This window comes from Xanthomonas sp. DAR 80977, assembly GCF_041240605.1.
GTDB lineage: Bacteria > Pseudomonadota > Gammaproteobacteria > Xanthomonadales > Xanthomonadaceae > Xanthomonas_A > Xanthomonas_A bundabergensis.
In genome coordinates this window covers 3,499,702-3,524,711 of the sequence record NZ_CP162487.1, presented here as the reverse complement: position 1 = coordinate 3,524,711, position 25,010 = coordinate 3,499,702, and the positions used below count along the sequence as shown (strand labels likewise).

At 70.3% G+C, this 25,010-nt stretch carries 25 protein-coding genes and 1 tRNA gene; 24 read left to right on the top strand and 2 right to left on the bottom strand.

Going from position 1 to position 25,010, the window contains the following annotated elements:
* Positions 1-33 precede the first annotated feature (33 nt).
* From AB3X10_RS14850 to AB3X10_RS14840, 3 genes are read left to right on the top strand one after another with little or no spacing between them, the layout of a single operon-like run.
* On the top strand, positions 34-249 hold the full coding sequence (locus AB3X10_RS14850; RefSeq protein ID WP_369975931.1) for a hypothetical protein: 216 nt from the start codon (positions 34-36) through the stop codon (positions 247-249).
* 6 nt (positions 250-255) lie between these two features.
* Positions 256-1,029, top strand: coding sequence for a tRNA pseudouridine(38-40) synthase TruA (gene truA / locus AB3X10_RS14845; protein WP_369975930.1), 774 nt, complete (start codon positions 256-258; stop codon positions 1,027-1,029).
* Complete coding sequence (locus tag AB3X10_RS14840; protein ID WP_145700790.1) at positions 1,026-1,688, top strand: phosphoribosylanthranilate isomerase; 663 nt, start codon at positions 1,026-1,028, stop codon at positions 1,686-1,688. The genes truA and AB3X10_RS14840 overlap by 4 nt, the downstream gene beginning before the upstream one ends.
* A gap of 505 nt (positions 1,689-2,193) precedes the next feature.
* Here the strand turns inward: AB3X10_RS14840 and AB3X10_RS14835 are convergent.
* A complete protein-coding gene (locus AB3X10_RS14835) occupies positions 2,194-3,084 on the bottom strand; it encodes a LysR family transcriptional regulator (protein WP_369975929.1) in 891 nt (296 codons plus the stop codon).
* Between the two features lie 95 nt (positions 3,085-3,179).
* On the opposite strand from AB3X10_RS14835, the gene trpB reads away from it, so the two are divergent.
* The 10 genes from trpB to AB3X10_RS14785 all read left to right on the top strand — a co-directional run bounded on the left by trpB (position 3,180) and on the right by AB3X10_RS14785 (position 14,160).
* On the top strand, positions 3,180-4,397 hold the full coding sequence (gene trpB, locus AB3X10_RS14830) for a tryptophan synthase subunit beta (protein ID WP_369975927.1): 1,218 nt from the start codon (positions 3,180-3,182) through the stop codon (positions 4,395-4,397).
* 11 nt (positions 4,398-4,408) lie between these two features.
* Positions 4,409-4,915, top strand: coding sequence for a hypothetical protein (locus tag AB3X10_RS14825; protein WP_369975925.1), 507 nt, complete (start codon positions 4,409-4,411; stop codon positions 4,913-4,915).
* The gene (gene trpA, locus AB3X10_RS14820; protein WP_369975923.1) at positions 4,912-5,727 is read left to right on the top strand and encodes a tryptophan synthase subunit alpha; all 816 of its coding nucleotides are present in this window, start codon (positions 4,912-4,914) and stop codon (positions 5,725-5,727) included. The genes AB3X10_RS14825 and trpA overlap by 4 nt, the downstream gene beginning before the upstream one ends.
* A gap of 390 nt (positions 5,728-6,117) precedes the next feature.
* Entirely contained in the window at positions 6,118-7,008 is an 891-nt protein-coding gene (accD, locus tag AB3X10_RS14815) for an acetyl-CoA carboxylase, carboxyltransferase subunit beta (RefSeq protein ID WP_369975922.1), read from the top strand.
* Between the two features lie 142 nt (positions 7,009-7,150).
* A complete protein-coding gene (gene glmM / locus AB3X10_RS14810) occupies positions 7,151-8,500 on the top strand; it encodes a phosphoglucosamine mutase (protein ID WP_369975920.1) in 1,350 nt (449 codons plus the stop codon).
* A gap of 114 nt (positions 8,501-8,614) precedes the next feature.
* Positions 8,615-9,568: an isopenicillin N synthase family dioxygenase gene (locus tag AB3X10_RS14805; protein WP_369975918.1), complete on the top strand. Its 954-nt coding sequence runs from the start codon at positions 8,615-8,617 to the stop codon at positions 9,566-9,568.
* Positions 9,569-9,750: 182 nt separating this feature from the next.
* Positions 9,751-10,470, top strand: a complete 720-nt coding sequence (locus AB3X10_RS14800; RefSeq protein WP_369975916.1) for a methylamine utilization protein — start codon at positions 9,751-9,753, stop codon at positions 10,468-10,470.
* Positions 10,467-12,842, top strand: a complete 2,376-nt coding sequence (locus AB3X10_RS14795; RefSeq protein WP_369975915.1) for a putative bifunctional diguanylate cyclase/phosphodiesterase — start codon at positions 10,467-10,469, stop codon at positions 12,840-12,842. Before AB3X10_RS14800 ends, AB3X10_RS14795 begins: the two co-directional genes overlap by 4 nt.
* Positions 12,839-13,708 (top strand): DUF3034 family protein, encoded by an 870-nt coding sequence (locus tag AB3X10_RS14790; RefSeq protein WP_369975914.1) that lies wholly within the window; start codon positions 12,839-12,841, stop codon positions 13,706-13,708. The genes AB3X10_RS14795 and AB3X10_RS14790 overlap by 4 nt, the downstream gene beginning before the upstream one ends.
* A 20-nt stretch (positions 13,709-13,728) precedes the next feature.
* On the top strand, positions 13,729-14,160 hold the full coding sequence (locus tag AB3X10_RS14785) for a group 1 truncated hemoglobin (protein ID WP_369981844.1): 432 nt from the start codon (positions 13,729-13,731) through the stop codon (positions 14,158-14,160).
* 74 nt (positions 14,161-14,234) lie between these two features.
* Here the strand turns inward: AB3X10_RS14785 and AB3X10_RS14780 are convergent, their stop codons facing one another.
* On the bottom strand, positions 14,235-15,035 hold the full coding sequence (locus tag AB3X10_RS14780; RefSeq protein WP_369975912.1) for an SDR family NAD(P)-dependent oxidoreductase: 801 nt from the start codon (positions 15,033-15,035) through the stop codon (positions 14,235-14,237).
* 114 nt (positions 15,036-15,149) lie between these two features.
* On the opposite strand from AB3X10_RS14780, the gene tpiA reads away from it, so the two are divergent.
* The 11 genes from tpiA (at position 15,150) to nuoH (ending at position 25,007) form a co-directional block, all read left to right on the top strand.
* Entirely contained in the window at positions 15,150-15,905 is a 756-nt protein-coding gene (tpiA, locus tag AB3X10_RS14775) for a triose-phosphate isomerase (RefSeq protein ID WP_369975910.1), read from the top strand.
* A gap of 64 nt (positions 15,906-15,969) precedes the next feature.
* Positions 15,970-16,407, top strand: a complete 438-nt coding sequence (gene secG / locus AB3X10_RS14770; RefSeq protein ID WP_369975909.1) for a preprotein translocase subunit SecG — start codon at positions 15,970-15,972, stop codon at positions 16,405-16,407.
* Positions 16,408-16,455: 48 nt separating this feature from the next.
* Positions 16,456-16,540: transfer RNA gene (locus tag AB3X10_RS14765), tRNA-Leu, on the top strand.
* A gap of 106 nt (positions 16,541-16,646) precedes the next feature.
* The gene (locus tag AB3X10_RS14760; RefSeq protein ID WP_145700765.1) at positions 16,647-17,003 is read left to right on the top strand and encodes an NADH-quinone oxidoreductase subunit A; all 357 of its coding nucleotides are present in this window, start codon (positions 16,647-16,649) and stop codon (positions 17,001-17,003) included.
* Positions 16,994-17,548 carry a NuoB/complex I 20 kDa subunit family protein gene (locus AB3X10_RS14755; protein ID WP_003467428.1) on the top strand — a complete coding sequence of 185 codons (555 nt, stop codon included), beginning with the start codon at positions 16,994-16,996 and terminating at the stop codon, positions 17,546-17,548. The genes AB3X10_RS14760 and AB3X10_RS14755 overlap by 10 nt, the downstream gene beginning before the upstream one ends.
* A gap of 34 nt (positions 17,549-17,582) precedes the next feature.
* On the top strand, positions 17,583-18,332 hold the full coding sequence (locus AB3X10_RS14750; RefSeq protein ID WP_369975906.1) for an NADH-quinone oxidoreductase subunit C: 750 nt from the start codon (positions 17,583-17,585) through the stop codon (positions 18,330-18,332).
* Positions 18,329-19,636, top strand: a complete 1,308-nt coding sequence (locus tag AB3X10_RS14745; protein WP_369975904.1) for an NADH-quinone oxidoreductase subunit D — start codon at positions 18,329-18,331, stop codon at positions 19,634-19,636. The genes AB3X10_RS14750 and AB3X10_RS14745 overlap by 4 nt, the downstream gene beginning before the upstream one ends.
* A gap of 157 nt (positions 19,637-19,793) precedes the next feature.
* Positions 19,794-20,321, top strand: coding sequence for an NADH-quinone oxidoreductase subunit NuoE (gene nuoE, locus AB3X10_RS14740; RefSeq protein WP_145700760.1), 528 nt, complete (start codon positions 19,794-19,796; stop codon positions 20,319-20,321).
* Positions 20,322-20,326: 5 nt separating this feature from the next.
* Positions 20,327-21,670 carry an NADH-quinone oxidoreductase subunit NuoF gene (gene nuoF, locus AB3X10_RS14735; protein ID WP_369975903.1) on the top strand — a complete coding sequence of 448 codons (1,344 nt, stop codon included), beginning with the start codon at positions 20,327-20,329 and terminating at the stop codon, positions 21,668-21,670.
* Positions 21,667-23,919, top strand: coding sequence for an NADH-quinone oxidoreductase subunit NuoG (gene nuoG / locus AB3X10_RS14730; protein WP_369975901.1), 2,253 nt, complete (start codon positions 21,667-21,669; stop codon positions 23,917-23,919). The genes nuoF and nuoG overlap by 4 nt, the downstream gene beginning before the upstream one ends.
* Positions 23,916-25,007: an NADH-quinone oxidoreductase subunit NuoH gene (nuoH, locus tag AB3X10_RS14725; RefSeq protein ID WP_369975899.1), complete on the top strand. Its 1,092-nt coding sequence runs from the start codon at positions 23,916-23,918 to the stop codon at positions 25,005-25,007. The genes nuoG and nuoH overlap by 4 nt, the downstream gene beginning before the upstream one ends.
* Positions 25,008-25,010: the final 3 nt, after the last annotated feature.

The following is a 25,010-nucleotide window of genomic DNA, read 5'->3' as shown; positions in this document are numbered from 1 at the left end:
TGTCGCCGCCCTGCCTCGACAGGGAATGCGACGATGCGCGAACACACCTTCGACCCTGCCGCCGCGCCGATGCGCCGCCAGGCCGCGGCTGGCCTGATGCGTGCCGCCGGGGTTGCCGGCCGCCAGGCCTGCTTGGCGTTGCCGCGGCCGCCCGCGGCCGCCGGCCGTCGCGCGGCGCGGCGGGTCCGCGCAAGCCGTCGCGCACGGCGCTGGCCGCTCGCGCCCGCGTTGCGCGTCGTGTCGGAGTAGGGCGCGATGCGTTACGCGTTGGGGGTGGAATACGACGGCAGCGAATTCCAGGGCTGGCAGCAGCTCGGCGAATCCGGCGGGCCGAGCGTGCAGGCCACGCTGCAGGCGGCGCTGTCGTCGGTGGCCGATACGCCGGTGAGCGTGGTCTGCGCCGGCCGCACCGACGCCGGCGTGCACGGCGAGTGCCAGGTGGTGCATTTCGATTGCGACGCCCCGCGCGCGCCGCGCGGCTGGATGCTCGGCGCCACCGCACGGCTGCCGGCCTCGGTGTGCGTGCGCTGGTGCGTGCCGGCCGCGGACGATTTCCATGCGCGCTTCTCCGCGCGCGCGCGGCGCTACCGCTACCGCCTGCTCAACCGCCAGGTGCGCCCGGCGCTGTACCGGCAGACGCTGAGCTGGGAACGGCGGCCGCTGCAGGCCGAGGCGATGCATGCCGCGGCGCAGGCGCTGCTGGGCGAGCAGGATTTCAGCGCGTTCCGCAGCATCCAGTGCCAGGCGCTGCATGCGCGGCGCGAGCTGCAGTCGATCGCGGTGACCCGGATCGGCGAGGTCGTCGAGGTCCAGGTCCAGGCCAATGCATTCCTTCATCACATGGTGCGCAATATCGTAGGCTCCTTAATCATGGTAGGAACAGGCGACAAGCCGGTTTCCTGGATCGGCGAACTGCTCGCTGGGCGCGACCGCAGTGTCGCAGGCCCGACCGCGCCGCCGCAGGGACTGGTCTTCGTCGGTCCCCTCTACCCCGACATCTGGAAGCTACCGGCCGAGGTCACCCTATGAATCGCACCCTGTATCGCACCCGCATCAAGTTCTGCGGCATGACCCGCGCCGGCGACATCCGCCTGGCGGGCGAACTTGGGGTGGATTCGGTGGGGTTCGTGTTCGCCCACGGCAGCCCGCGGCGGGTGGCCCCGGCCGAAGCCCGCGCGATGCGCCAGGCCGCCTCGCCGATGGTGGACGTGGTCGCGCTGTTCCGCGACAACCCCAAGGACGAGGTGCGCGAAGTGCTGCGCACGGTGCGGCCGACCCTGCTGCAGTTCCATGGCGACGAGGACGACGGCTTCTGCCGCGGCTTCAACCTGCCGTACCTGAAGGCGGTGCCGATGGGCGGCAGCGACGTCAACGCGCGCACCCTGCAGCTGCAGTACCCGAACGCGGCCGGCTTCCTGTTCGACAGCCACGCCCCGGGCGAGAGCGGCGGCTCGGGCAAGACCTTCGACTGGACGCGCCTGCCCACCGGCCTGCACCGGCCGTTCCTGCTCGCCGGCGGCATCACCTCCGACAACGTGTTCGACGCGATCATCGCCACCTTGCCGTGGGGCGTGGACGTGTCCAGCGGCATCGAGAGCCAGCCCGGCATCAAGGACGGGCACAAGATGCGCAAGTTCGTCGAGGAAGTGCGCCGCGCCGACTGCCACGAGCTGAACACCAACTGCTGAGCGGAGCCGCTTGGACTCCTGGATCAGCGAAGTGCGTTGGGCGCTGGAACTTTTTTCTCGGTTGCCTGCAAGCGGCGGGTGTTTGCAGGCTGCAGGAGCCGTTCCAGCTGCGACGCTTTGCCAGCTGCAGCCCGGTGGCGGCTGACGCTGTTCCTACTGTTCGCGTAGAGCTTGGGCGCTGCGAAGTGCGGCGCGAGTTGGAATGGTTTCCCCGTTGTTTGCACGTTCGTGCACGCGACGCCATGTCAATCAACAGCGCTGCAGTCCATCACTCGATGCCGCTTGCCGCACTACGACGACTCGGTCGCATCGGCATGTGCCGTCACGTCAGCGGCTTCGGCTCCTTGCGAAGCCGCACTGTCTGCGTGGCGCGCGCGGTGCGGCGTGGCGACATGCGCAGGTTTTGACTTGATTTTCCGTGGCGTGCACCGTTCTCGACGTTCAAGCGGTTCAAGGGCGCCGGGCCGCGTCGTTGGTAAAGCGCGGAGAGGCAGGAGTGCGCGGATCATCGCAACTGCGTGCGCAGCCACGCCGCCAGCGCGACGATGCGCGGATCCTCACGTCCGCTTGGTTCGCACAGCGCCCATTGCCCGCCGGTGTCGGCGAAGCCCCACGGCGCCAGCAGGCGTCCGCTGGCCAGGTCGTCGGCGACCAGCGGCTGCGGCGCGATCGCCACGCCGATGCCGGCCAGCGCGGCTTCGAGCAGGTAGTACAGGTGTTCGAAGCCGGTGCCGTAGCGCAGCGCGGCCGGGTCCACGCCATGCGCCTGCGCCCAGGTCGGCCATGCCTGCGGGCGCGAGGCGGTATGCAGCAGGGGCTGCTGCAGCAGCGCCGACGGCGCGCCCGCCGCCAATGCCTGCGCCTGCGGCAGGGCCGGGCTGAGCACCGGGCCGATCCGCTCCGGCGCCAGCACGTGCACCTGCCAGCCGTCCGGCCACGGCGCCCGGCCGAGCAGCAGCGCGGCGTCCAGGCCGTCCAGGTCGGCGCCGAACTCGCCTTCGTGCGCGGACAGGTGCAGGGTCAGCGCAGGCAGGTCGCGCTGCAGCGCCTGCAGCCGCGGAATCATCCAGCGCGCCAGGATGCTGCCCGGGCAGCCCAGCACCAGCGCGCTCGGCCGCGCCGGGCGGCGCAGCTCCGCCACCGCGTCCTGCAGTTGGGCGAAGGCGCCGCCGGCCGCCTCGCGCAGCCGCTCGCCGGCCGCGGTCGGGCGGATGCCGCGGCCCTCGCGCTGCAGCAGCGCCAGCCCCAGCTCCTCCTCCAGCAGCCGGATCTGGCGGCTGACCGCGCCATGGGTGACGTGCAGTTCGGCCGCCGCACGGCCGACGCTGCGCAGCCGCGCGGCGGCCTCGAATGCGCGCAAGGCGTTCAGCGAGGGCAGGCGGCGCAGGCTGGACATGTGAGATTTCCTGACGGGTCTGTGCAGACTTTATCGGTTTTTGCCGGGCGACGCGTGCGCTAAAGTGCGCACCTGTCCTGCTGCCTGCGATCGCCATGTCCTCCGTCCCCATCAGCGACTTCCACGCCTATCCCGACGCCAGCGGCCACTTCGGCCGCTACGGCGGCCGCTTCGTCGCCGAGACCCTGATCGGGCCGCTGCAGGAGCTGGCCGCGGCCTACGACGCCGCGCGCCAGGACCCGGCCTTCATCGCCGAATACGACAAGGACCTGAAGCACTACGTCGGCCGGCCCAGCCCGATCTACCACGCCGAGCGGCTCAGCCGCGAGGTCGGCGGCGCGCAGATCCTGCTCAAGCGCGAGGACCTGAACCACACCGGCGCGCACAAGATCAACAACACCATCGGCCAGGCGCTGCTGGCCAGCCGCATGGGCAAGACCCGCATCATCGCCGAGACCGGCGCCGGCCAGCACGGCGTGGCCAGCGCCACGGTGGCCGCGCGGCTGGGCCTGGAATGCGTGGTGTACATGGGCGCCACCGACATCGAGCGGCAGAAGATCAACGTCTACCGGATGCAGCTGCTCGGCGCCAGGGTGGTGCCGGTGACCTCCGGCTCGGCCACGCTCAAGGACGCGCTGAACGAGGCGATGCGCGACTGGGTGACCAACGTGCGCGACACCTTCTACATCATCGGCACCGTCGCCGGCCCGGATCCGTATCCGCGCATGGTGCGCGACTTCAACGCCATCGTCGGCCGCGAGGCGCGCGCGCAGATGCTCGAGGACTACGGCCGCCTGCCGGACGCGATCAGCGCCTGCGTCGGCGGCGGCAGCAACGCGATCGGCCTGTTCCATGCCTTCCTCAACGATCCCGCGGTGAAGATCTACGGCGCCGAAGCCGCCGGCGACGGCATCGCCACCGGCCGCCACGCCGCCTCGATCGCCGCCGGCCGCCCGGGCGTGCTGCACGGCAACCGCACCTACGTGATCTGCGACGACGACGGCCAGATCATCGAGACCCATTCGGTCTCCGCCGGCCTGGACTACCCGGGCGTCGGCCCCGAGCACGCGTTCCTGTCCGACAGCGGCCGCGCGGTCTACCAGGGCATCACCGACGACGAGGCGCTGGCCGCGTTCCACCTGCTGGCGCATACCGAGGGCATCCTCGCCGCGCTGGAATCCAGCCATGCGGTGGCGCAGTCGATCAAGCTGGCGCGCGAGTTGCCCAAGGACGCGCTGGTGCTGTGCAACCTGTCCGGCCGCGGCGACAAGGACGTGCACACCATCGCCGCGCGCGAAGGCATGGTGCTGTGACAGCGCGCGGCATGCGCAGGCTCGGCGGCGGCATCGCGCTGCTGTGCGCGTCTGCGCTGGCGTCTGCGGCGGGGGCGGCGGCGCCGGCACCGGCGCTGGATCGCAGCGGCGCGGTGCGGATCGGCCAGCGCTTCGCCGAACTGGCGCCGCGCGCGGCCTGGCAGCGCGACAACGGCGGCCCGATCGAGAGCTGCGACTACGTGCACGCCGGCTTGCTGCCTGCGGACGTGGCGATGATGGTGCTGGACGGCCGCGTCGCCCGCTTCGACGTCACCGACGCCGGACCGGCCGGACCGTTCGGCATCCGCATCGGCGACAGCGAGGCCACCGCGCGTGCGCGCCTGCCCGCCGGCTACCGCGTCGAGCCGCACCACTACGGCGGTCCCGACGACCACTATCTGACTTGGCGCGACCCGCAAGGCGGGCTCGCGGTTCGCTACGAAACCGGAGAAGGCACCGTGACATCGATGTACTGGGGAAGCTGGGACGCCGTGCAACTGGTCGAGGGCTGCGCATGAGCCGCGCCTCGGACCGCATCGCCGCGCGCTTCGACGCGCTGCGCCAGGCCGGGCGCAAGGCGCTGATCCCGTTCGTCACCGCCGGCGATCCGTCGCTGGAGGCCACCGTGCCGGCGATGCATGCGCTGGTCGAGGCCGGCGCCGACGTGATCGAGCTCGGCGTGCCGTTCTCCGACCCGATGGCCGACGGCCCCACCATCCAGCGCAGCTCCGAGCGCGCGCTGGCGCGCGGCGCCGGCCTGGCCTACGTGCTGGAGACGGTCAGCGCGTTCCGCCGCGACGATGCGGCCACGCCGGTGGTGCTGATGGGCTACCTCAACCCGGTCGAGATCCACGGCACCGCGCGCTTCGCCGAGGAGGCGGTGGCCGCCGGCGTGGACGGCGTGCTGCTGGTCGACCTGCCGCCGGAAGAGTCGGCCGAGACCCTGGCGATCTTCGGCGCGGCCGGCCTGGACCTGATCGTGCTGGCCTCGCCGACCACCAGCGACGCCCGCATCGGCCTGTTGTGCGATGCGGCACGCGGCTACCTGTACTACGTCAGCTTCGCCGGCGTGACCGGCGCCGATCATCTGGACACCCGCGCCGCCGGTGACCGCCTGCGCCAGCTGCGCGCGCGCTGCGCGGTGCCGGTGGTGGCCGGGTTCGGGATCAAGGACGCGGCCAGCGCCAAGGCCATGGCGGTGGACGCCGACGGCGTGGTGGTCGGCAGCGCGCTGGTCGCGGCGCTGGCCGAGGCGGCGACCCTGGAGGCGGTGCGCGAACGCGCGCTGGCCTTCCTGGCGCCGCTGCGCCAGGCGCTGGACCAGGCCTGAGGGGCCGTATTCCGTCGGCGCTTGGCGCTATCCGGCGGCAGGGGTGGCAAGCGCCTGCGGCAGGGGCTCGGTTGCGGGATTTCTTGGGCCGAGCGCGCAGGCCGCGAGGCCTCGGCCGCTGCCCCGGTTCCGCGCCCCGGCCCGTGCCACGACCTGCGCCAATGGTGCGGGCTTCAGGGCATGCGTACCCTCTCGCCCCGACCGGAGCCGGGAAGCGTCGCGCCGCTTGCCGCGCGATGCGGTTGCGCGCTGGCAGGCCGGGATGTTGCGGTGCGGCAACGGGCGTGCGCCGCGGCCCGCATGACCTCGTTGCGGCGCGATATCTAGCGGCGCGCTAGACTGTCGCCCCTTGGCGGCCCGGTGGGCCGCGCGACTGGATCGTCATTCCGCATGAGTTGGCTCAGCAAATTGATGCCCTCCGGCATCCGCACCGATAGCACGCCCAGCAAGAAGCGCAGCGTTCCCGAAGGCCTGTGGGAGAAGTGCCCCAACTGCAGCGCCGTGCTGTACCGGCCGGAGCTGGAGGAGAACCTGGAGGTGTGCCCGAAGTGCGGCCACCACATGGCGATCCGCGCGCGCGCGCGGCTGGCGGCGCTGTTTGATCCGGACACCACGCCGACCGAGATCGGTGCGCGCCTGGGTCCGACCGACGCGCTGAAGTTCAAGGACCAGAAGAAGTACAGCGAGCGCATCAAGATCTCGCAGAAGAGCACCGGCGAGTACGACGCGCTGATCGCGATGCAGGGCCTGCTCAAGGCGCAGCCGCTGGTCGCCGCCTCGTTCGACTTCGCCTTCATGGGCGGCTCGATGGGTTCGGTGGTCGGCGAGCGTTTCGCGCTGGCCGCGGAGACCGCGCTGCAGATCGGCGCGCCGTTCGTGTGCTTCTCCGCCAGCGGCGGCGCGCGCATGCAGGAAGGCCTGTTCTCGCTGATGCAGATGGCCAAGACCTCGGCCGCGCTCGGGCGCCTGCGCGAGGCCGGCCTGCCGTACGTGTCGGTGCTGACCCATCCGACCACCGGCGGCGTCTCGGCCAGCTTCGCCATGCTCGGCGACATCAACATCGCCGAGCCGCACGCGCTGATCGGCTTCGCCGGCCCGCGGGTGATCGAGCAGACCGTGCGCGAGACCCTGCCGGAAGGCTTCCAGCGCTCGGAGTTCCTGCTCGAGCACGGCGCCATCGACCAGATCTGCGACCGCCGCGAACTGCGCGACCGCCTGTCCGAACTGCTGGCGATGATGATGCGGCAGCCGGCGCCGGCGAAGACCGAGGTAGTGGCGTGAAGGCCGGGAGTCGGGAATCGGGATTCGGGAATCGCGGTCCCGCGCGCGTGATGCATTGCGCGGCAAGCGCGCATATCCCGCGATCCCTGCACGCCTCCGGCTTCGACCGATTCCCGATTCCCGAATCCCGATTCCCCGCCGCATGAGCACGCGCAAGTACTTCGGCACCGACGGCATCCGCGGCCGGGTCGGGCAGGGCGCCATTTCCGCCGATTTCGTGATGCGCCTGGGCAATGCGCTGGGCCGCGTGCTCGGTGCCGGCGCCGCCGGCAATGCGCGGCCGACGGTGGTGATCGGCAAGGACACGCGCATCTCCGGCTACATGTTCGAATCGGCGCTGGAGGCCGGGCTGGTCGCCGCCGGGGTCGACGTGCAGCTGCTCGGGCCGATGCCGACCCCGGCGGTGGCGTTCCTGACCCGCACGCTCGGCGCCGACGCCGGCATCGTGATCAGCGCCTCGCACAATCCGCATTACGACAACGGCATCAAGTTCTTCTCTGCCGAAGGCGAGAAGCTCGACGACGCCACCGAAAGCGCGATCGAGGCCGCGCTCGACGCGCCGTTCGCCACGGTGGACTCCGAGCGCCTGGGCAAGGCGATGCGCGCGCGCGACGCGATCGGCCGCTACATCGAGTTCTGCAAGGCCAGCGTGCCGCGCGGCTTCGACCTGCGCGGGCTGAAGGTGGTGCTGGACTGCGCGCACGGCGCGACCTACCACATCGCGCCGCTGCTGTTCCGCGAGCTGGGCGCCGAGGTGATCGCGATCGGCGCCGCGCCGGACGGGCTCAACATCAATGCCGGGGTCGGCTCGATGCACATCGACAACCTGGCCAGCAACGTGCGCAGCCATGGCGCGCAGTTGGGCATCGCCTTCGACGGCGACGGCGACCGCGTGCTGATGGCCGACGACCAGGGCAACCCGGTCGACGGCGACGACCTGCTGTACGTGCTGGCCCGCGGCTGGCAGGCCAGCGGGCGCCTGCGCGGGCCGGTGGTCGGCACGCTGATGACCAACTACGGGCTGGAACAGGCCCTGGCCGCGCTGCAGTTGCCGTTCCTGCGGGTCAAGGTCGGCGACCGCTACGTGCACCAGGCGCTGGTCGAGCACGGCGGCGTGCTCGGCGGCGAGACCTCCGGGCACATGCTGTGCCTGGACCGCGCCACCACCGGCGACGCCATCGTCAGCGCGCTGCAGGTGCTGGAGGTGCTCAAGCGTTCCCGGCAAAGCCTGCGCCAGGCGTTGCAGGGCCTGCGCAAGGTGCCGCAGCAGACCGTCAACGTGCGCCTGCAGCAAGGCGCGCGCCCGGCCGAGGCGGCCAGCGTGCAGGCCGCGCTGGCCGCGGCGCAGGCGGCGGTGCAGGGCCGCGGGCGCGCGTTCCTGCGCCCGTCCGGCACCGAGCCGGTGCTGCGGGTCACGGTCGAGGCCGACGACGCCGCGCTGATGCGCGACACGCTGGAAAAACTCGCCGAGGCGGTCCGTGACGCGGCGTGAGTCGCTCGCCATCGGCATCGTGGTGGTCATCGCCAAGGCGGTCACCTTCTACCTGCTGTACCGCCTGCTGATCTGATCGCGGCGTCTTTCCCTTTCACGACTACGGTTCCCGCCATGACTGCGCGCATCCCGACCCTGGACATCAACCGCTTCATCCATCCCTCCAGTGCCAGCGACCGCGACGCCTTCGTCGCCGAACTGGGCGCGGCCTATCGCGAATGGGGCTTCGCCGGCATCCGCAACCACGGCATCGCGCAGGCGCAGATCGATGCGGCCTACGGCGTGTTCAAGGCGTTCTTCGCGCTGCCCGAGGAGGTCAAGCGCAAGTACCACGTGCCCGGCAGCGGCGGCGCGCGCGGCTACACCGCGTTCGGCGTGGAAACCGCCAAGGACTCCAGGCACTTCGACCTGAAGGAGTTCTGGCACATCGGCCGCGAGATCGCCGACGACTCCAAGTACCGCGAGGTGATGCCGCCGAACCTGTGGCCCAGCGAAGTGCCGGGCTTTCGCGAGCACGGCTACGGCCTGTACCAGGCGCTGGACCAGCTCGGCGCGCGCGTGCTGGCGGCGCTGGCGCTGCACATCGGCCTGCCCGAGCACTATTTCGCCGACAAGACCGATTCGGGCAATTCGATCCTGCGCCCGATCCACTACCCGCCGATCACCGCCGACGACATCCCCAACGTGCGCGCCGGCGCGCACGAGGACATCAACCTGATCACCCTGCTGGTCGGCGCCAGCGCCGCCGGCCTGGAAGTGAAGTCCAAGCAGGGCGAGTGGGTGCCGTTCACCTCCGACGCCGACACCATCGTGGTCAACATCGGCGACATGCTGCAGCGGCTGACCAACCACGTGTATCCCTCGACCACCCACCGCGTGGTCAACCCGCCCGGTGAGCAGGCGCGGCAGCCGCGCTACTCGGTGCCGTTCTTCCTGCACCCGAACCCGGATTTCCTGATCGACGTGCTGCCTTCGTGCGTCAGCGCCGACCACCCCAGTCGCTATCCCGAGCCGATCACCGCGCAGGGCTATCTGGAAGAGCGCTTGCGCGAGATCAAGCTGAAGTAGTCGGGATTCGGGAGTCGGGAGTCGCGCCAGCGCGCGCCGCGCCAGCTGAAGCCGGTTAAGCCCGGGACGGGGCGCTGGCCTCAAGCGCGTGCCTGCCCCGGCCGATACCGTGTGCGGGTCGCCTGCGGTGCGCCGCCGGGAGCGTCCGGGCGGCGCGGCCGCGGGCCTGCAGCGAGGATGCGATGACAAGGCAGACGGGATTGGCCAGGCGCCGCGCCGGCGGCCGTTGGCGCGCGCTGGCGCTGGCATTGGCTGCGCTGCTGCCGGCCGTGGTCGCGGCCGCGCCGGTCACCGTGGTCGTGGCCGATGCGGCCGGTCCGCTGTCCGATGCCGTGGTCAGCCTGCACCCGGCCGCCGCTGCCGCGCCGCGCCAGGTCGCGGCGACGGTGGCGAACGCGGCGACGATGGACCAGGTCGATTCGCAGTTCGTGCCCGCGGTGCTGGCGGTGCAGGCAGGAACCTGGGTGCGCTTCCCCAACAGCGACCAGATCCGCCACCAGGTCTATTCGTTTTCCCCGGCCAAGCGCTTCGAGTTGCCGCTGTACCAGGGCAGCGCCGCCAAGCCGGTGCGGTTCGAGCAGCCGGGCCTGGTGACCGTGGGCTGCAACATCCACGATTGGATGCTCGGCTACGTGATGGTGCTGGACACGCCGTACTTCGCCGTCACCGGTGCCGATGCGCAGGTGCGGCTGGAGGTGCCGCCCGGCGCCTACGAACTGCGCGTCTGGCATCCGCGTCTGCTCGGCGCCGGCTACGCGCAGCCGCTGACCGTGGCGCGCGAACCGCTGCGGCAGCGGGTGCTGCTGGCCACGCATGGCCCGGCGCCGGCCGCGCCGGTGGATCCGCGCATCCGCGCGCTGCAGGACAAGTTCCGCCGCGCCTCGCCGGCGCCGGCGCGATGAAGCCGCTGCGGCTGCAGACGCGGATCGCCGCGCTGCTGGTGCTGCTGGTACTGGCGGCGCAGGCCTTGACCTTCCTCGCCGTGCACGTGGCGACCCAGCGCAGCGTCGCCGCGCAACTGGACGACGAACTGCGCACCGGCGAGCGGGTCTGGCAGGGCATCGACCAGCGCCACGACGAGCAGCTGCTGCAGTCCGCGTCGGTGCTCGCCGACGACTTCGGCTTCCGCGCCGCGGTGACCAGCGGCGACATCCCGACCATGGCCTCGGCGCTGCGCAACCACGCCGCGCGCGTGCGCGCGCCGAGCGCCTTGCTGCTGTCGGCCGACGGCCAGTTCCTGGCCGGGCTGTCGGAACTGCCGCAGGCGCAGCAACTGCGCCAGGTGCAGCCGCTGCTGCGGCAGGCGCAGCGCAACGGCAGCGCGGTCGGCATCGTGGTGCTGGACGATCGCATCGTGCGCCTGGCGCTGGTCCAGGTGCTGGCGCCGCAACGGGTGGGCTGGGTGGCGATCGGCGGCGAATCCGGTGGCGACCTGGGCCAGGATTTCCACAACGCCACCGGCCTGGACGCGACGTTCTTCACCGCGCAGGGCACGCCCAGGGTGCTGGCCTCGACGCTGGATCCGCAGCGCGCCGGCCAGTTCCAGCAGCAGCTGCGGCGCGCGCCGCTGGCGCCGGCCGCCGCGCAGGCGGTGTCGCTGGGGCAGGCGCGCTACCTGGTGCGGGTGCGGCCGGCGTCCGACGACGGCCGCGTCGCGGTCGCCCTGCAGGCCTCGCTGGACCGCGCCGATGCGCCCTACCGCCTGTTGAAGCTGCGCATCCTGATCCTGGCCGGCGTGGCCACGCTGGCCGCGCTGGTGGTGGCGATCCTGCTGGCGCGCGGGGTCAGCCGCCCGGTCGCGCAACTGGTCGCGGCGACGCGGCGCATCCAGCAGGGCGACTACCACGCGCTGTTGCCGGTGCACGCGGCGGCGGAACTGGCCGAGCTGGCCGACAGCTTCGACACCATGCAGCGCCGCATCGCCCGCCGCGAGCAGGACATCCTGCACCAGGCGCGCCACGACGCGTTGACCGGATTGCCCAACCGCACCGCGCTGCTGGAGCACCTGCAGACGGTGGTCGACGCCAGCCTCGCCCAGGACGGTGTGGCGGCGGTGCTGGTGCTGGACCTGGAGCGCTTCAAGGAGCTCAACGACAGCCTGGGCCACGACTTCGCCGACCAGGTGCTGGTGGAGACCGGGCATCGGCTGGCCGCGGCGGTGCAGGCGCCGGACCGGGTCGGCCGGCTCGGCAGCGACGAATTCATGGTGGTGCTCGCGCACAGCGACGCGGCCACGGTGGTGGCCTACGCCGCCGGCCTGCTGGCGCAGCTGCGGCGGCCGCTGAGCCTGCCGCAGGCGCGGATCCTGGCCGATGCCAGCATCGGCATCGCGCTGATTCCCGAGCACGGCGCCGACCCCGACACTTTGCTGCGCCGCGCCGACATCGCCCGCCAGCAGGCGCGGCAACTGGGCAGCGGCGCCTGCGTCTATCGCGCCGGGCAGGACGAGCAGCACCTGCGCCGCTTGCGCCTGACCGGCGATCTGCGCCAGGCGGTCGCGCGGCAGGAGATGTCGCTGCGTTTCCAGCCCAAGATCTGCCTGAGCCGCGACCGGGTCGAACAGGTCGAAGCCTTGCTGCGCTGGCAGCATCCGCTGCTCGGGCCGATCGGCCCGGACGAATTCATCCCGCTGGCCGAGCATTCGGGGATGATCCACCAGCTCACCCAGTTCGTGCTCGACGAGGCGATGCGCAGCCAGGCGCACTGGCGCTCGCAGGGCCTGGAGCTGGGCCTTGCGGTCAACCTGTCGGCGCTGGACCTCACCGATGCGGGCCTGCCCGGATTCGTCAGCGGCTGCCTGGCACGGCATGGCCTGCCGGCGCAGGGCTTGACCCTGGAACTGACCGAAAGCGCGCTGATGCGCGATGTCGAGCATGCGCTGCACATGCTGCAGCAGCTGTGCCGCTGCGGCGTACGCCTGTCGATCGACGACTTCGGCACCGGCTATTCGTCGCTGGCGCAGCTCAAGCGCATGCCGGTGCAGGAACTGAAGATCGACAAGAGTTTCGTGATGCAACTGGCCGAAGACAGCGACGACGCGGTGATCGTGCGCAGCACCATCGACCTGGGCCACCACATGGGGCTGCGGGTGGTCGCCGAAGGCGTGGAGCATGCGGCCGCGGCCGCCTTGCTGCGCGGCTACGGCTGCGACATGGCGCAAGGCTATCTGTACTCGCCGCCGCTCGATGCGCAGGCGCTGCTGGCCTGGTGCGCGCGGCAGCCGCAGGCGTCTCCGGGGCGCGACGTCGCCAGCGCCGCGGAGCCGCTGCGATGACACGGGGAGCGCGCGGCGCGCGCGCGGCGCTGGCCGCGGCGCTGTTGCTGCCGGGGCTGGCCTGGGCCGGGCAGGGGCGGCTGCTGGCCACCGGCGGTGCGTCCAGCGTCGAGGGCAGCGGTGGCGGCGGCATCGTGCCGTGGGCGGCCTTGTCCGGCTACGGCACCCGCGACCAGAACGGCGCGGTGTTGTTCGCCACCCACCTGGACAGCGGCGGCTACCGCCTGGACGTGCAGGGCGCGGCCGCGACCGTGGGCAACCGCCTGGAACTGTCGCTGGCGCGCCAGCGCCTGGACCTGGGCACGCTGCAGCAGCGCCTGGCGCTGCCGTGGAATGCGTTGGGCCAGGACGTGTTCGGCGCCAAGCTGCGCGTGGGCGGCGACCTGGTCTACGGCAGGGCGCCGCAGGTCGCGCTCGGCGTGCAGTACAAGCGGCTGCGCGACGGCACCTTGCCGCTGGCGATCGGCGCGCGCGACGACCACGGCACCGACGCCTACCTCAGCGCCGCCAAGCTGTGGCTGGACGCGGCCGGCGGCTACCAGTTGCTGGTCAACGGCACCGTGCGCGCGACCCGCGCCAACCAGGCCGGCCTGCTCGGCTTCGGCGGCGATCGCCGCAACGCCTACCGGCTGGTCGCCGAGGCCAGCGTGGCGGTGGTGCTGGATCCGTCGTGGGCGCTGGGCCTGGAATACCGGCAGAAGCCGGACAACCTCGGCTTCGCCCGCGAGCAGGCCTGGGCCGATGCGTTCGTGGCATGGTTCCCGAACAAGCATGTCTCCCTGGTCGGCGCGTGGGCCGAACTCGGCGACGTGGCGACGCTGCGCGATCAGCGCGGCCCCTATCTCTCCTTGCAGGTGGCGTTCTGATCATGACTTGGCCGATGCGCATGGCGCTCTCGATCCTGCTGGCGGCGACCGTCGTGGCGGGGGCGCTCGGCGGTTGCGCCAGCGCGCCGCCGGCGCAGCGCACGCTGTATGCCGAGTTGGGCGGGCAGCCCGGCATCGAGGCCTTGATCGAGACGCTGCTGTCGCGCATCGCCGACGACCCGCGCATCGTGCAGCACTTCGCCCGGGTCAACATCGTGATGCTGGACCAGCGCCTGGTGCAGAAGTTCTGCCACCTCAGCGACGGTCCCTGCGCGGATACGGCCAAGCCGATGAAGCAGGCGCACCAGCATCTGCCGATCCACGAAGCCGACTTCAATGCGCTGGTGGAGGATCTGATCTGGGCGATGGACCGGCGCGGCATCCCGCGCCGCACCCAGAACCGGCTGCTGGCACGGCTAGCGCCGCTGCAGGGCGAGATCGTCAACCAGTAGCCCGGGCGCAGGGCGCTGCGGCTGGCCGCACGCGCCAGCGGCGCGCGAGCGGTGAAAACGTGCTGGCCGCGCGCTCAGTCCAGCGGCCGGATCCGCTGCGAGCCGCGCCGCATCAGCCGCAACAGCAGCGCGTTCGGCAGCAGCGCGACCAGGCCCAGCAGCGCGCGGTAGAACGCGCCGGGCACCACCCGCACGCGGCCGTGCTCGGCGCCGTCGATGCCGGCGCGGGCGACCGCATCGGCCTGCAGCCAGGCCCAGCGCGGCAGCTTGTCCATCTGTTCGCGGGTGCCGGTCACGTCGTGGAATTCGGACCAGGTGAAGCCCGGGCACAGCGCGCAGACCTTCACCCCGCGGTCGGCGTTCTCCAGCGCCAGCGATTCGCTGAAGCGCAGCATGAAGCTCTTCGCCGCCGCGTACAGGGTCTGCCCGTCGGCGCCGGGCACCAGCGCGGCGAACGAGGCCACGTTGAGGATGCGGCCGTGGCCGCTGGCGCGCAGCGCCGGCAGCAGGCGCCAGGTCAGTTCGCAGACCGCGCCGACCATCACCTGCAGGAACGCGGCATGCGTGGCCCAGTCGCTGTCGGGAAAGCGCCCGGGCACGCCGTAGCCGGCGTTGTTGACCAGGATCCGCACCGCCAGGCCGCGCCGTTCCAGTTCGGCTACCAGCGCGGCCGGCGCCGCCGGGTCGGCCAGGTCGGCGACCACGATCTGCACCGGCACCTGCGCGCGCAGTTCCTCGGCCAGCGCCTGCAGCAGCGCCTCGCGCCGCGCGCTGAGGATCAGCGGCACGCCGCGGCGCGCGTATTCGCGGGCGATCTCGCGGCCGATGCCGCTGGAGGCGCCGGTGATCAGGGCATGGCCGGAGGGGTGGGGCATGGCGGTCTCGCAGGCGATCGGTCACGGCGGGGGAGGGCGGCGGACCCGGCGGCGGTGCCGGCGCTCACCGTGCATGGGCTATCCTTTCGGCACTTTTCGCCGGAGAACGCGCCGATGCGACGCAAGATCGTAGCCGGAAACTGGAAGCTGCATGGCAACCGCGATTTCGCCAGCGCCTTGATGCGCGACGTGGCCGCCGGCCTGCCGGCGCAGGGCGTGGAGGTGGTGATCCTGCCGCCGCTGCCGTACCTGGGCGACCTGATCGAGGACTTCGACTGCCCGGCGCTGCGTTTCGGCGCGCAGGACGTGAGCAGCAACGAGAAGGGCGCCTACACCGGCGAGGTGTCGGCGGCGATGCTGGTCGATGTCGGCGCCCACTACGGCCTGGTCGGGCATTCGGAGCGGCGCCAGTACCACCACGAGAGCAGCGAGCTGGTCGCGCGCAAGTTCGCCGCGGCGCTGCATGCCGGGCTGGTTCCGATCCTGTGCGTGGGCGAGACCCTGGAGCAGCGCGAGGCCGGCCAGACTGAATCGGTCATCGCCGCGCAGCTGGCGCCGGTGCTGGCGCTGGCCGGCGCGCCGGGCTTCGCCAAGGCCGTGGTCGCCTACGAGCCGGTCTGGGCGATCGGCACCGGGCGTACCGCCAGCCCGGCCCAGGCGCAGGCGGTGCACGCCTTCATCCGTGGCGAAGTGGCGGCCCACGATGCTAGAATCGCTGATTCGCTGCCGCTCCTGTATGGGGGCAGCGTCAAGCCCGACAACGCCGCCGAGCTGTTCGCGCAGCCGGATGTGGATGGCGGGCTGGTCGGCGGCGCTTCGCTGGTCGCCGAGGAATTCCTGGCCATCGCGCGAGCGGCGGCCGCCCGTTAACCGAACGGTCGCCGCGCTGGCGGCCGCTCGCACCTCAAGTCGTACTGTCCGGACGGATTTCGAAATGCTGATGGTCATCCTCAATGTGGTCTACGTGCTGGTGGCGATCGCGATGATCGCGCTGATCCTGATGCAGCGCGGTTCCGGCGCGGCGGCGGGTTCGGGCTTCGGCGCGGGCGCGTCCGGCACCGTGTTCGGATCGCGCGGCGCGTCCAACTTCCTGTCCAAGTCGACCAAGTGGCTGGCGGTGGTGTTCTTCGGCATCAGCCTGTTCATGGCCTGGTATGCCGGCCATAGCGCGCGCCCGGCGGCGGAAGCCAATCTCGGCGTGATGTCGCAGGCCGCCAACCCGGCGCCGGCCGCCCCGGCCGGTGAGCTGCAGATCCCGCAGGCGCCGTCGTCGGCCGCCCCGGCCGCTGCCGTGCCTGCCGCCGCGACGCCCGCGCAGCAGGCGCCGGAAAATGCACAACAAAAGTCGCCTGCCCCATCGCAGAAAGACTGAAGACGGTTACAATATGTTGCGCGGCGGGATGCCGCGCGCGATACGCAAGCCCAGGTGGCGGAATTGGTAGACGCACTACCTTGAGGTGGTAGCGACTTAGGTCGTAGGGGTTCGAGTCCCCTCTTGGGCACCATTGTTTGGCTACGGTTTCTGCGCAGGAACGTCATGTCCCTGCTGGAAAATCGTCTATCCCATGCCTGCGCGGCACGCGCGCGGGCACAGGCAAGAGAGAATTGCGAGTGCTGGCCGAATATTTGCCGACCCTACTGTTTCTGATCGTGGCCACCGGAATCGGCGTCGCGCTGATGCTGGTGGGACGGTTCCTCGGTCCCCGGCGTCCCGACCTGAAGAAGCTCTCGCCCTACGAGTGCGGCTTCGAGGCCTTCGAGGACGCGCGCATGAAGTTCGACGTGCGCTACTACCTGATCGCGATCCAGTTCATCGTCTTCGATCTGGAAATCATCTTCATCGTGCCGTGGACGCAGGTGTTCATGGACCTGGGCGCTCGCTCCCTGGTCACCATGGGCCTGTTCGTCGGCATGCTGTTCCTCGGTTTTATCTACGTGTGGAAGAAGGGAGCGCTGGAATGGGAGTGATTCAGACCCTGGATCGCCTGATGACCAACCCGATCCCGGAAGGGCGGGTGGACGACATCCTGCGTCCCGAAGGCGAGAACCCGTTGCTCGAGAAGGGCTACGTGACCACCAGCGTCGATGCGCTGCTGAACTGGGCGCGCACCGGCTCGATGTGGCCGATGACCTTCGGCCTGGCCTGCTGCGCGGTGGAGATGATGCACGCCGGCGCCGCGCGCCTGGACCTGGACCGCTACGGCGTGGTGTTCCGCCCGTCGCCGCGCCAGTCCGACGTGATGATCGTCGCCGGCACCCTGGTCAACAAGATGGCCCCGGCGCTGCGCAAGGTCTACGACCAGATGCCGGACCCGAAGTGGGTGATCTCGATGGGCAGCTGCGCCAACGGCGGCGGCTACTACCATTATTCGTATTCGGTGGTGCGCGGTTGCGACCGCATCGTGCCGGTGGACATCTACGTCCCGGGCTGCCCGCCGACCGCCGAAGCGCTGGTCTACGGCATCTTGCAGCTGCAGAAGAAGATCTGGCGAACCCAGACCATCGCGCGCTGATTCCTCTTACTTCTTAAGAGCACGCCAAGCCCCCATGGCAGAGCAAGCATCTTCCTTTAGCGACCGACTCGGCGCCCGTTTTCCGGGCAGCCGGCTGTTCGTGGTCCTCCCGCGTGGCGAAGTCACCCTGGAAGTGCCGGCCGACGCCTGGCACGCCACCTGCCTGGCGCTGCGCGACGAGTTCGGTTTCGAGCAATTGTCCGACCTGTGCGGCGTGGACTACCTGGGCTACGGCAGCGACGAGTGGGATACCGCCGACGTGTCGTCGCAGGGCTTCAGCCGTGGCGTCGAAGGCAAGGGCATGGGCCGCTTCGCCTGGGGCGAGTTCCCCAGCGGCGAGGCCGCCGGCGAGATCCAGCCGTTGCCGGTGCCGCTGCAGCGCTACGCGGTGCTCGCGCAACTGATTTCCTACCGCCACAACCAGCGCCTGCGCGTGCGCTGCTACGCGCCCAACGAAGACCTGCCGGTGGTGGCCTCGGTCACCGACATCTGGCCGGGCGCGAACTGGTTCGAGCGCGAGGCGTTCGACCTGTTCGGCGTGGTCTTCGCCGGCCATCCGGACCTGCGCCGCATCCTCACCGACTACGGCTTCGTCGGCCATCCGTTCCGCAAGGACTTCCCGCTGATCGGCAACGTCGAAGTGCGCTACGACGAAGAGCGGCAGCGCGTGGTGTACGAGCCGGTGACCTCGGTCGAGCCGCGCGTCGGCGTGCCGCGCGTGATCCGCGACGACGCGCGCTACCAGACCGCCGCGGGCGAAGCACAGAAGGAGCCCGCCAAGTGAGCGAGTACCACCAGGCGCACGACGCGTTCGCCAGCAACCCCGCCGAAGCCAGGCAGGAGATCCGCAACTACACCATGAACTTCGGCCCGCAGCATCCGGCCGCGCATGGCGTGCTGCGCCTGATCCTGGAAATGGACGGCGAGACCGTGGTCCGCGCCGATCCGCACATCGGCCTGCTGCACCGCGGGACCGAGAAGCTGGCCGAATCCAAGCCGTTCAACCAGTCGATCGGCTACATGGACCGCCTCGACTACGTGTCGATGATGTGCAACGAGCACGCCTACGTGCGCGCGATCGAGACCCTGATGGGGATCGAGGCGCCGGAGCGCGCGCAGTACATCCGCACCATGTTCGACGAGATCACCCGCATCCTCAACCACCTGATGTGGGTCGGCTCCAACGGCCTGGACCTGGGCGCGATGGCGGTGATGCTGTATGCGTTCCGCGAGCGCGAGGAGCTGATGGACTGCTACGAGGCGGTCTCCGGCGCGCGCATGCACGCGACCTACTACCGGCCCGGCGGCGTCTACCGCGACCTGCCGGACCGCATGCCCAAGTACAAGGAATCGCGCTGGCACAAGGGCAATGCGCTGAAGCGGCTCAACGCCGCGCGCGAGGGCTCGCTGCTCGACTTCCTGGAAGACTTCACCACCACCTTCCCGGGCCGGGTCGACGAGTACGAGACCCTGCTCACCGACAACCGCATCTGGAAGCAGCGCACCGTCGGCATCGGCGTGGTCACGCCGGAACAGGCCTATGGCTGGAGCATGACCGGGGTGATGCTGCGCGGCTCGGGCATCGAGTGGGACCTGCGCAAGAAGCAGCCCTACGCCAAGTACGACGCGGTCGATTTCGACATCCCGGTCGGCACCAACGGCGACTGCTACGACCGCTACCTGGTGCGCGTGGCCGAGATGCGCGAATCCAACCGCATCATCCAGCAGTGCGTGAAGTGGCTGAAGGCCAACCCCGGCCCGGTGATGGTCGAGAACTTCAAGGTCGCCCCGCCCAAGCGCGCGGAGATGAAGGACGACATGGAAGCGTTGATCCATCACTTCAAGCTGTTCAGCGAAGGCTATTGCGTGCCGGCCGGCGAGACCTACTGCGCGGTCGAGGCGCCGAAGGGCGAGTTCGGCTGCTACCTGGCCTCCGACGGCGCCAACAAGCCGTTCCGCGTGCACCTGCGCGCGCCCGGCTTCGCCCATCTGTCCTCGATGGACGCGATCGTGCGCGGGCACATGCTGGCCGACGTGGTGGCGATGATTGGTACCTATGATCTGGTGTTTGGTGAGGTGGATCGATGAAGCCGGGACTCGGGACTCGGGACTCGGGACTCGCCAACAGCGGGTTCGCAGCTTCCTTTTCGGTAAACACGGTTGTTCTTTTCCATGGTCCGGGCATCGGCGGACGCGGGCTCTTGCGAGTCCCGAGTCCCGAGTCCCGAGTCCCGGAGTTTCACGCATGAAAGCCACAGGTAATTTCGAAGCGGCGCGCGACGTCGATCCGATGGTGGTGCTGAGCGAGAAGACGCGCGCGCACATCGATCACTGGCTGGCCAAGTTCCCGCCGGACCGCAAGCGTTCGGCGGTGCTGCAGGGCCTGCACGCCGCGCAGGAGCAGAACCAGGGCTGGCTGACCGACGAGTTGATCGCCGGCGTGGCCAAGTACCTGGAGCTGCCGCCGGTGTGGGCCTACGAGGTCGCCAGCTTCTACTCGATGTTCGAGACCGAGAAGGTCGGCCGCAACAACGTCGCCTTCTGCACCAACATCAGCTGCTGGCTCAACGGCGCCGAGGACCTGGTCGCGCATGCGGAGAAGAAGCTCGGCTGCAAGCTGGGCCAGTCCACCGCCGACGGCCGCGTCTACCTCAAGCGCGAAGAGGAATGCCTGGCCGGCTGCGCCGGCGCGCCGATGATGGTGATCAACGGCCACTATCACGAGCACCTGACCAAGGACAAGGTCGACGCGCTGCTGGACGGGTTGGAGTAACGGCAATGGCACAGCATCCCCACGCTCCCACCGGCCCGGTCGGCCCCGCGCCGCTGCCGCACCAGGTGGTGTACACCACGCTGCACTACGACACCCCGTGGTCGTACGAGAGCTACCTGAAGACCGGTGGCTACGCCGCGCTGCGCAAGATCCTCGAAGAGAAGATCGCGCCGGAGCAGGTCATCGAGATGGTCAAGCAGTCGAACCTGCGCGGCCGCGGCGGCGCCGGCTTCCCGACCGGTCTGAAGTGGTCGTTCATGCCCAAGGGCGCGCCGCAGAAGTACATCCTGTGCAACTCGGACGAGTCCGAGCCGGGCACCTGCAAGGACCGCGACATCCTGCGCTACAACCCGCATTCGGTGGTGGAGGGCATGGCCATCGCCTGCTACGCCACCGGCAGCACGGTGGGCTACAACTACTTGCGCGGCGAGTTCCACCACGAGCCGTTCGAGCACTTCGAGCAGGCCCTGGCCGATGCCTACAGCAACGGCTGGCTGGGCAAGAACGTGCTCGGCAGCGGCGTGGACATCGACATCTACGGCGCGCTGGGCGCCGGCGCCTACATCTGCGGCGAAGAGACCGCGCTGATGGAATCGCTGGAAGGCAAGAAGGGCCAGCCGCGCTACAAGCCGCCGTTCCCGGCCAACTTCGGCCTGTACGGCAAGCCCTCGACGATCAACAACACCGAGACCTACGCCTCGGTGCCGGCGATCATCCGCAACGGCCCGGAATGGTTCCTGGGCCTGAGCAAGACCAAGAACGGCGGGCCGAAGATCTTCTCGGTGTCCGGCTGCGTGCAGAAGGGCGGCAACTTCGAGGTGCCGCTGGGCACCACCTTCGACGAACTGCTGGAGATGGCCGGCGGCCTCAAGCCGGGCCGCACGCTGAAGGGCGCGGTCCCGGGCGGCGTGTCGATGCCGGTGCTCAAGGCCGAGCAGCTCAAGGGCCTGCAGATGGACTACGACACCCTGCGTGCGCTGGGCACCGGCCTGGGCTCGGGCGCCATCGTGGTGCTCGACGACAGCGTGTGCTGCGTCAAGTTCGCCTGCCGCATCTCGCAGTTCTTCCACAAGGAATCCTGCGGCCAGTGCACCCCGTGCCGCGAAGGCACCGGCTGGATGCACCGCGTGCTCGAGCGCATCGTCGCCGGCAAGGCCACGATGGAAGACCTGCACCAGCTGAAGACGGTGGCCGGCCAGATCGAGGGCCACACCATCTGCGCGTTCGGCGAAGCGGCGGCATGGCCCATCCAGGGCTTCCTGCGCCAGTTCTGGGACGAATTCGAGTACTACATCGTCAACGGTCATTCGATGGTTGACGGCAAGAAGGTGGAGGCAGCCGCCGCATGAGCGCGCAACCCAACAATCCTGGCGTGACCCCGGCCGTGGTGCCGGAGGGACACGTGACCGTCGAGATCGACGGCCAGTCCCTGGTCGTGCCGAAGGGCTCGATGATCATCCAGGCCGCCGACAAGGCCGGGATCCCGATCCCGCGCTTCTGCTACCACGAGAAGCTGCCGATCGCGGCCAACTGCCGCATGTGCCTGGTCGACGTGGAGAAGTCGCCGAAGCCGTCGCCCGCCTGCGCGACGCCGGTGATGGACGGCATGAAGGTCACCACGCGCAGCGAGAAGGCGCTGAAGTACCAGCGCAGCGTGATGGAGTTCCTGCTGATCAACCACCCGCTGGACTGCCCGATCTGCGACCAGGGCGGCGAGTGCGAACTGCAGGACGTCTCGCTGGGCTACGGCCGTTCGGTCAGCCGCTTCAACGAGCGCAAGCGCGTGGTGGCGGACGAGGACATCGGTCCGCTGGTGGCCACCGAGATGACCCGCTGCATCCAGTGCACGCGCTGCGTGCGCTTCACCGCGGACATCGCCGGCACCTACGAGCTGGGCGGCATGTACCGCGGCGAGAACCTGCAGATCGGCACCTACGACGGCAAGCCGCTGACCACCGAGCTGTCGGGCAACGTCATCGACGTGTGCCCGGTCGGCGCGCTGACCAACAAGGTGTTCCAGTTCCGCGCGCGTCCGTGGGAGCTGACCGCGCGCGAATCGCTCGGCTACCACGATGCGATGGGCTCCAACCTGTTCCTGCACGTGCGCCGCGGCGAAGTGCTGCGCACCGTGCCGCGCGACAACGAGGCGGTCAACGAGTGCTGGCTGTCCGACCGCGACCGCTATTCGCACCAGGGCCTGTACGCCGCCGACCGCGCCACGCGGCCGCTGCGCAAGATCGACGGCCAGTGGCAGGAAGTGTCCTGGGCCGACGGCCTGGCCGCCGCCGCGCAGATCCTGGGCGACAACCGCGGCGATGCGCTGGGCGTGCTCGCGCACCCGGCCACCTCCAACGAGGAAGGCGCCTTGCTGGCGCGCCTGGCCGACGGCCTGGGCAGCGGCAACCTGGACCACCGCATCGGCAACCGCGATTTCTCCGACGCCGCCGTGGCCGAGCCGTTCGCGGTGCCGCTGGCGCAGATCGAGCAGGCCGACGTGATCGTGGTGCTGGGCAGCAACCTGCGGCATGAGCTGCCGCTGCTGCACGCCCGCATCCGCAAGGCGCGGATGCAGCGCCAGGCGCGCGTGTACTCGATCAATCCGGTCGATTTCGATTTCGCCTTCGACCAGGCGGGCAAGCAGATCGTGGCCCCGTCCGGTTTCGCCGCCGCGCTCGCCGATGCGGCGCTGCGCGAAGCGGTGCAGGGCGCGGCCGGGCGTGCGGTGCTGATCGTCGGCGCGCTGGTCGAGAACCATCCGCAGGCCGCCGCGCTGCGCGCCGCCGCGCGCGACTTCGCCGCCGCCACCGGCGCGGCGCTGTGCCGCGTGCCGCAGGGCGCCAATGCGCTCGGCCTGACCCGGCTGGGCGTGCTGCCGAGCGCGCGCGACGTGGCCGGCATGTTCGCCGAGCCGCGCAGCGCCTACCTGCTGTACGGCATCGAGCCGGGCCTGGACTTCGCCGACGCCGGCGCCGCGCGCGCCGCGCTGGGTGCGGCCAAGGTGGTGGCGTTCAGCCACTTCGCCTGCGCCTCCACCCGCGACGTCGCCGATGTGATCCTGCCGATCGGCGCGCTGCCGGAGATCGACGCGACGTTGACCAACCTGGACGGCGTCGAGCAGCTCGCGCGTGCCGCCGGCAAGCTGCCGGACCAGGCGCGCGAAGGCTGGCGCGTGCTGCGTGCGCTCGGCGGCGAATTGCAGCTGGCCGGCTTCGACTTCACCGACCTGGCCGGCCTGCGCGCCGGCGTGCAGCCGCGCAGCGTGAGCCTGCGCGGTTCGGCGCAGGCCGCCGCGGCCGGCGAGGGCATCGAAGTGGCGGCGACGCCGGCGATCTACCGCACCGATGCGGTGGTGCGCCGCGCGACCGCGCTGCAGTCGCATCCGCTCAACGACGCGCCGGCGATCCGCCTGCATCCCGAGCATGCCGCGCAACTGGGCGTGGCCGCCGGGCAGGTGGTCAAGGTCGGCAACGCCGTCGGCAACGCGACGCTGCCGGTGGTGCTGGATCCGCGGGTCGCGGCAGGGGTGGCCTGGATCGAATCCGGCCATGGTGCGACGGCGCCGATCGGTGCCGGCCGGGTAACGGTGGTGGCTGCATGAACGAGATGCTGTTGAACGTGGTCGATCCGCTGCACCAGTGGTTCGTCGGCCTGGGCGCGATCGGCGTGGTCCTGTGGATCGTGCTGAAGATCCTGCTGATCGCCATGCCGGTGATCATCTCGGTGGCGTTCTACGTGGTCTGGGAGCGCAAGCTGATCGGCTGGATGCACGTGCGCCACGGGCCGATGTACGTGGGCATGGGCATCTTCCAGGCCTTCGCCGACGTGTTCAAGCTGCTGTTCAAGGAGATCATCCAGCCCAGCAGCTCGCACAAGGCGATGTTCGTGATCGCGCCGCTGATCACCCTGGCGCCGGCGTTCGCGGCCTGGGCGGTGGTGCCGTTCGACGCCAAGCTGGTGCTGTCCAACGCCAACGCCGGCCTGCTGTACCTGCTGGCGATGACCTCGCTGGGCGTGTACGGCATCATCCTGGCCGGCTGGGCGTCCAACTCCAAGTACGCGTTCCTGGGCGCGATGCGCTCGGCCGCGCAGGTGGTCAGCTACGAGATCGCGATGGGCTTCGCCCTGGTCGGGGTCATGATCGCCGCCGGCAGCCTCAACCTGAGCACGATCGTCGCGGCGCAGGCCGGCAACTCCGGCTTCTTCGACTGGTTCCTGGTGCCGCTGTTCCCGCTGTTCATCGTGTACTGGGTGTCCGGCGTGGCCGAGACCAACCGCGCGCCGTTCGACGTGGTCGAGGGCGAGTCGGAAATCGTCGCCGGGCACATGGTCGAGTATTCGGGCGGCGCGTTCGCGCTGTTCTTCCTGGCCGAATACGCCAACATGATCCTGGTCAGCTTCCTGGTCTCGATCTTCTTCCTGGGCGGCTGGCTGAGCCCGATCCAGGGCTGGGTCAGCGCGGACGTCTCGCCGTGGCTCAACTGGATCTGGACCGGCGGCTGGCCGTGGCTGCTGATGAAGGTGTTGTTCTTCGCCAGCGCCTACATCTGGTTCCGCGCCAGCTTCCCGCGCTACCGCTACGACCAGATCATGCGCCTGGGCTGGAAGGTGTTCATCCCGCTGACGATCGTGTGGATCGCGGTGACGGCATTGATGGTGTTCTACGGCGTGATCCACAAGGGCGTGTAAGCG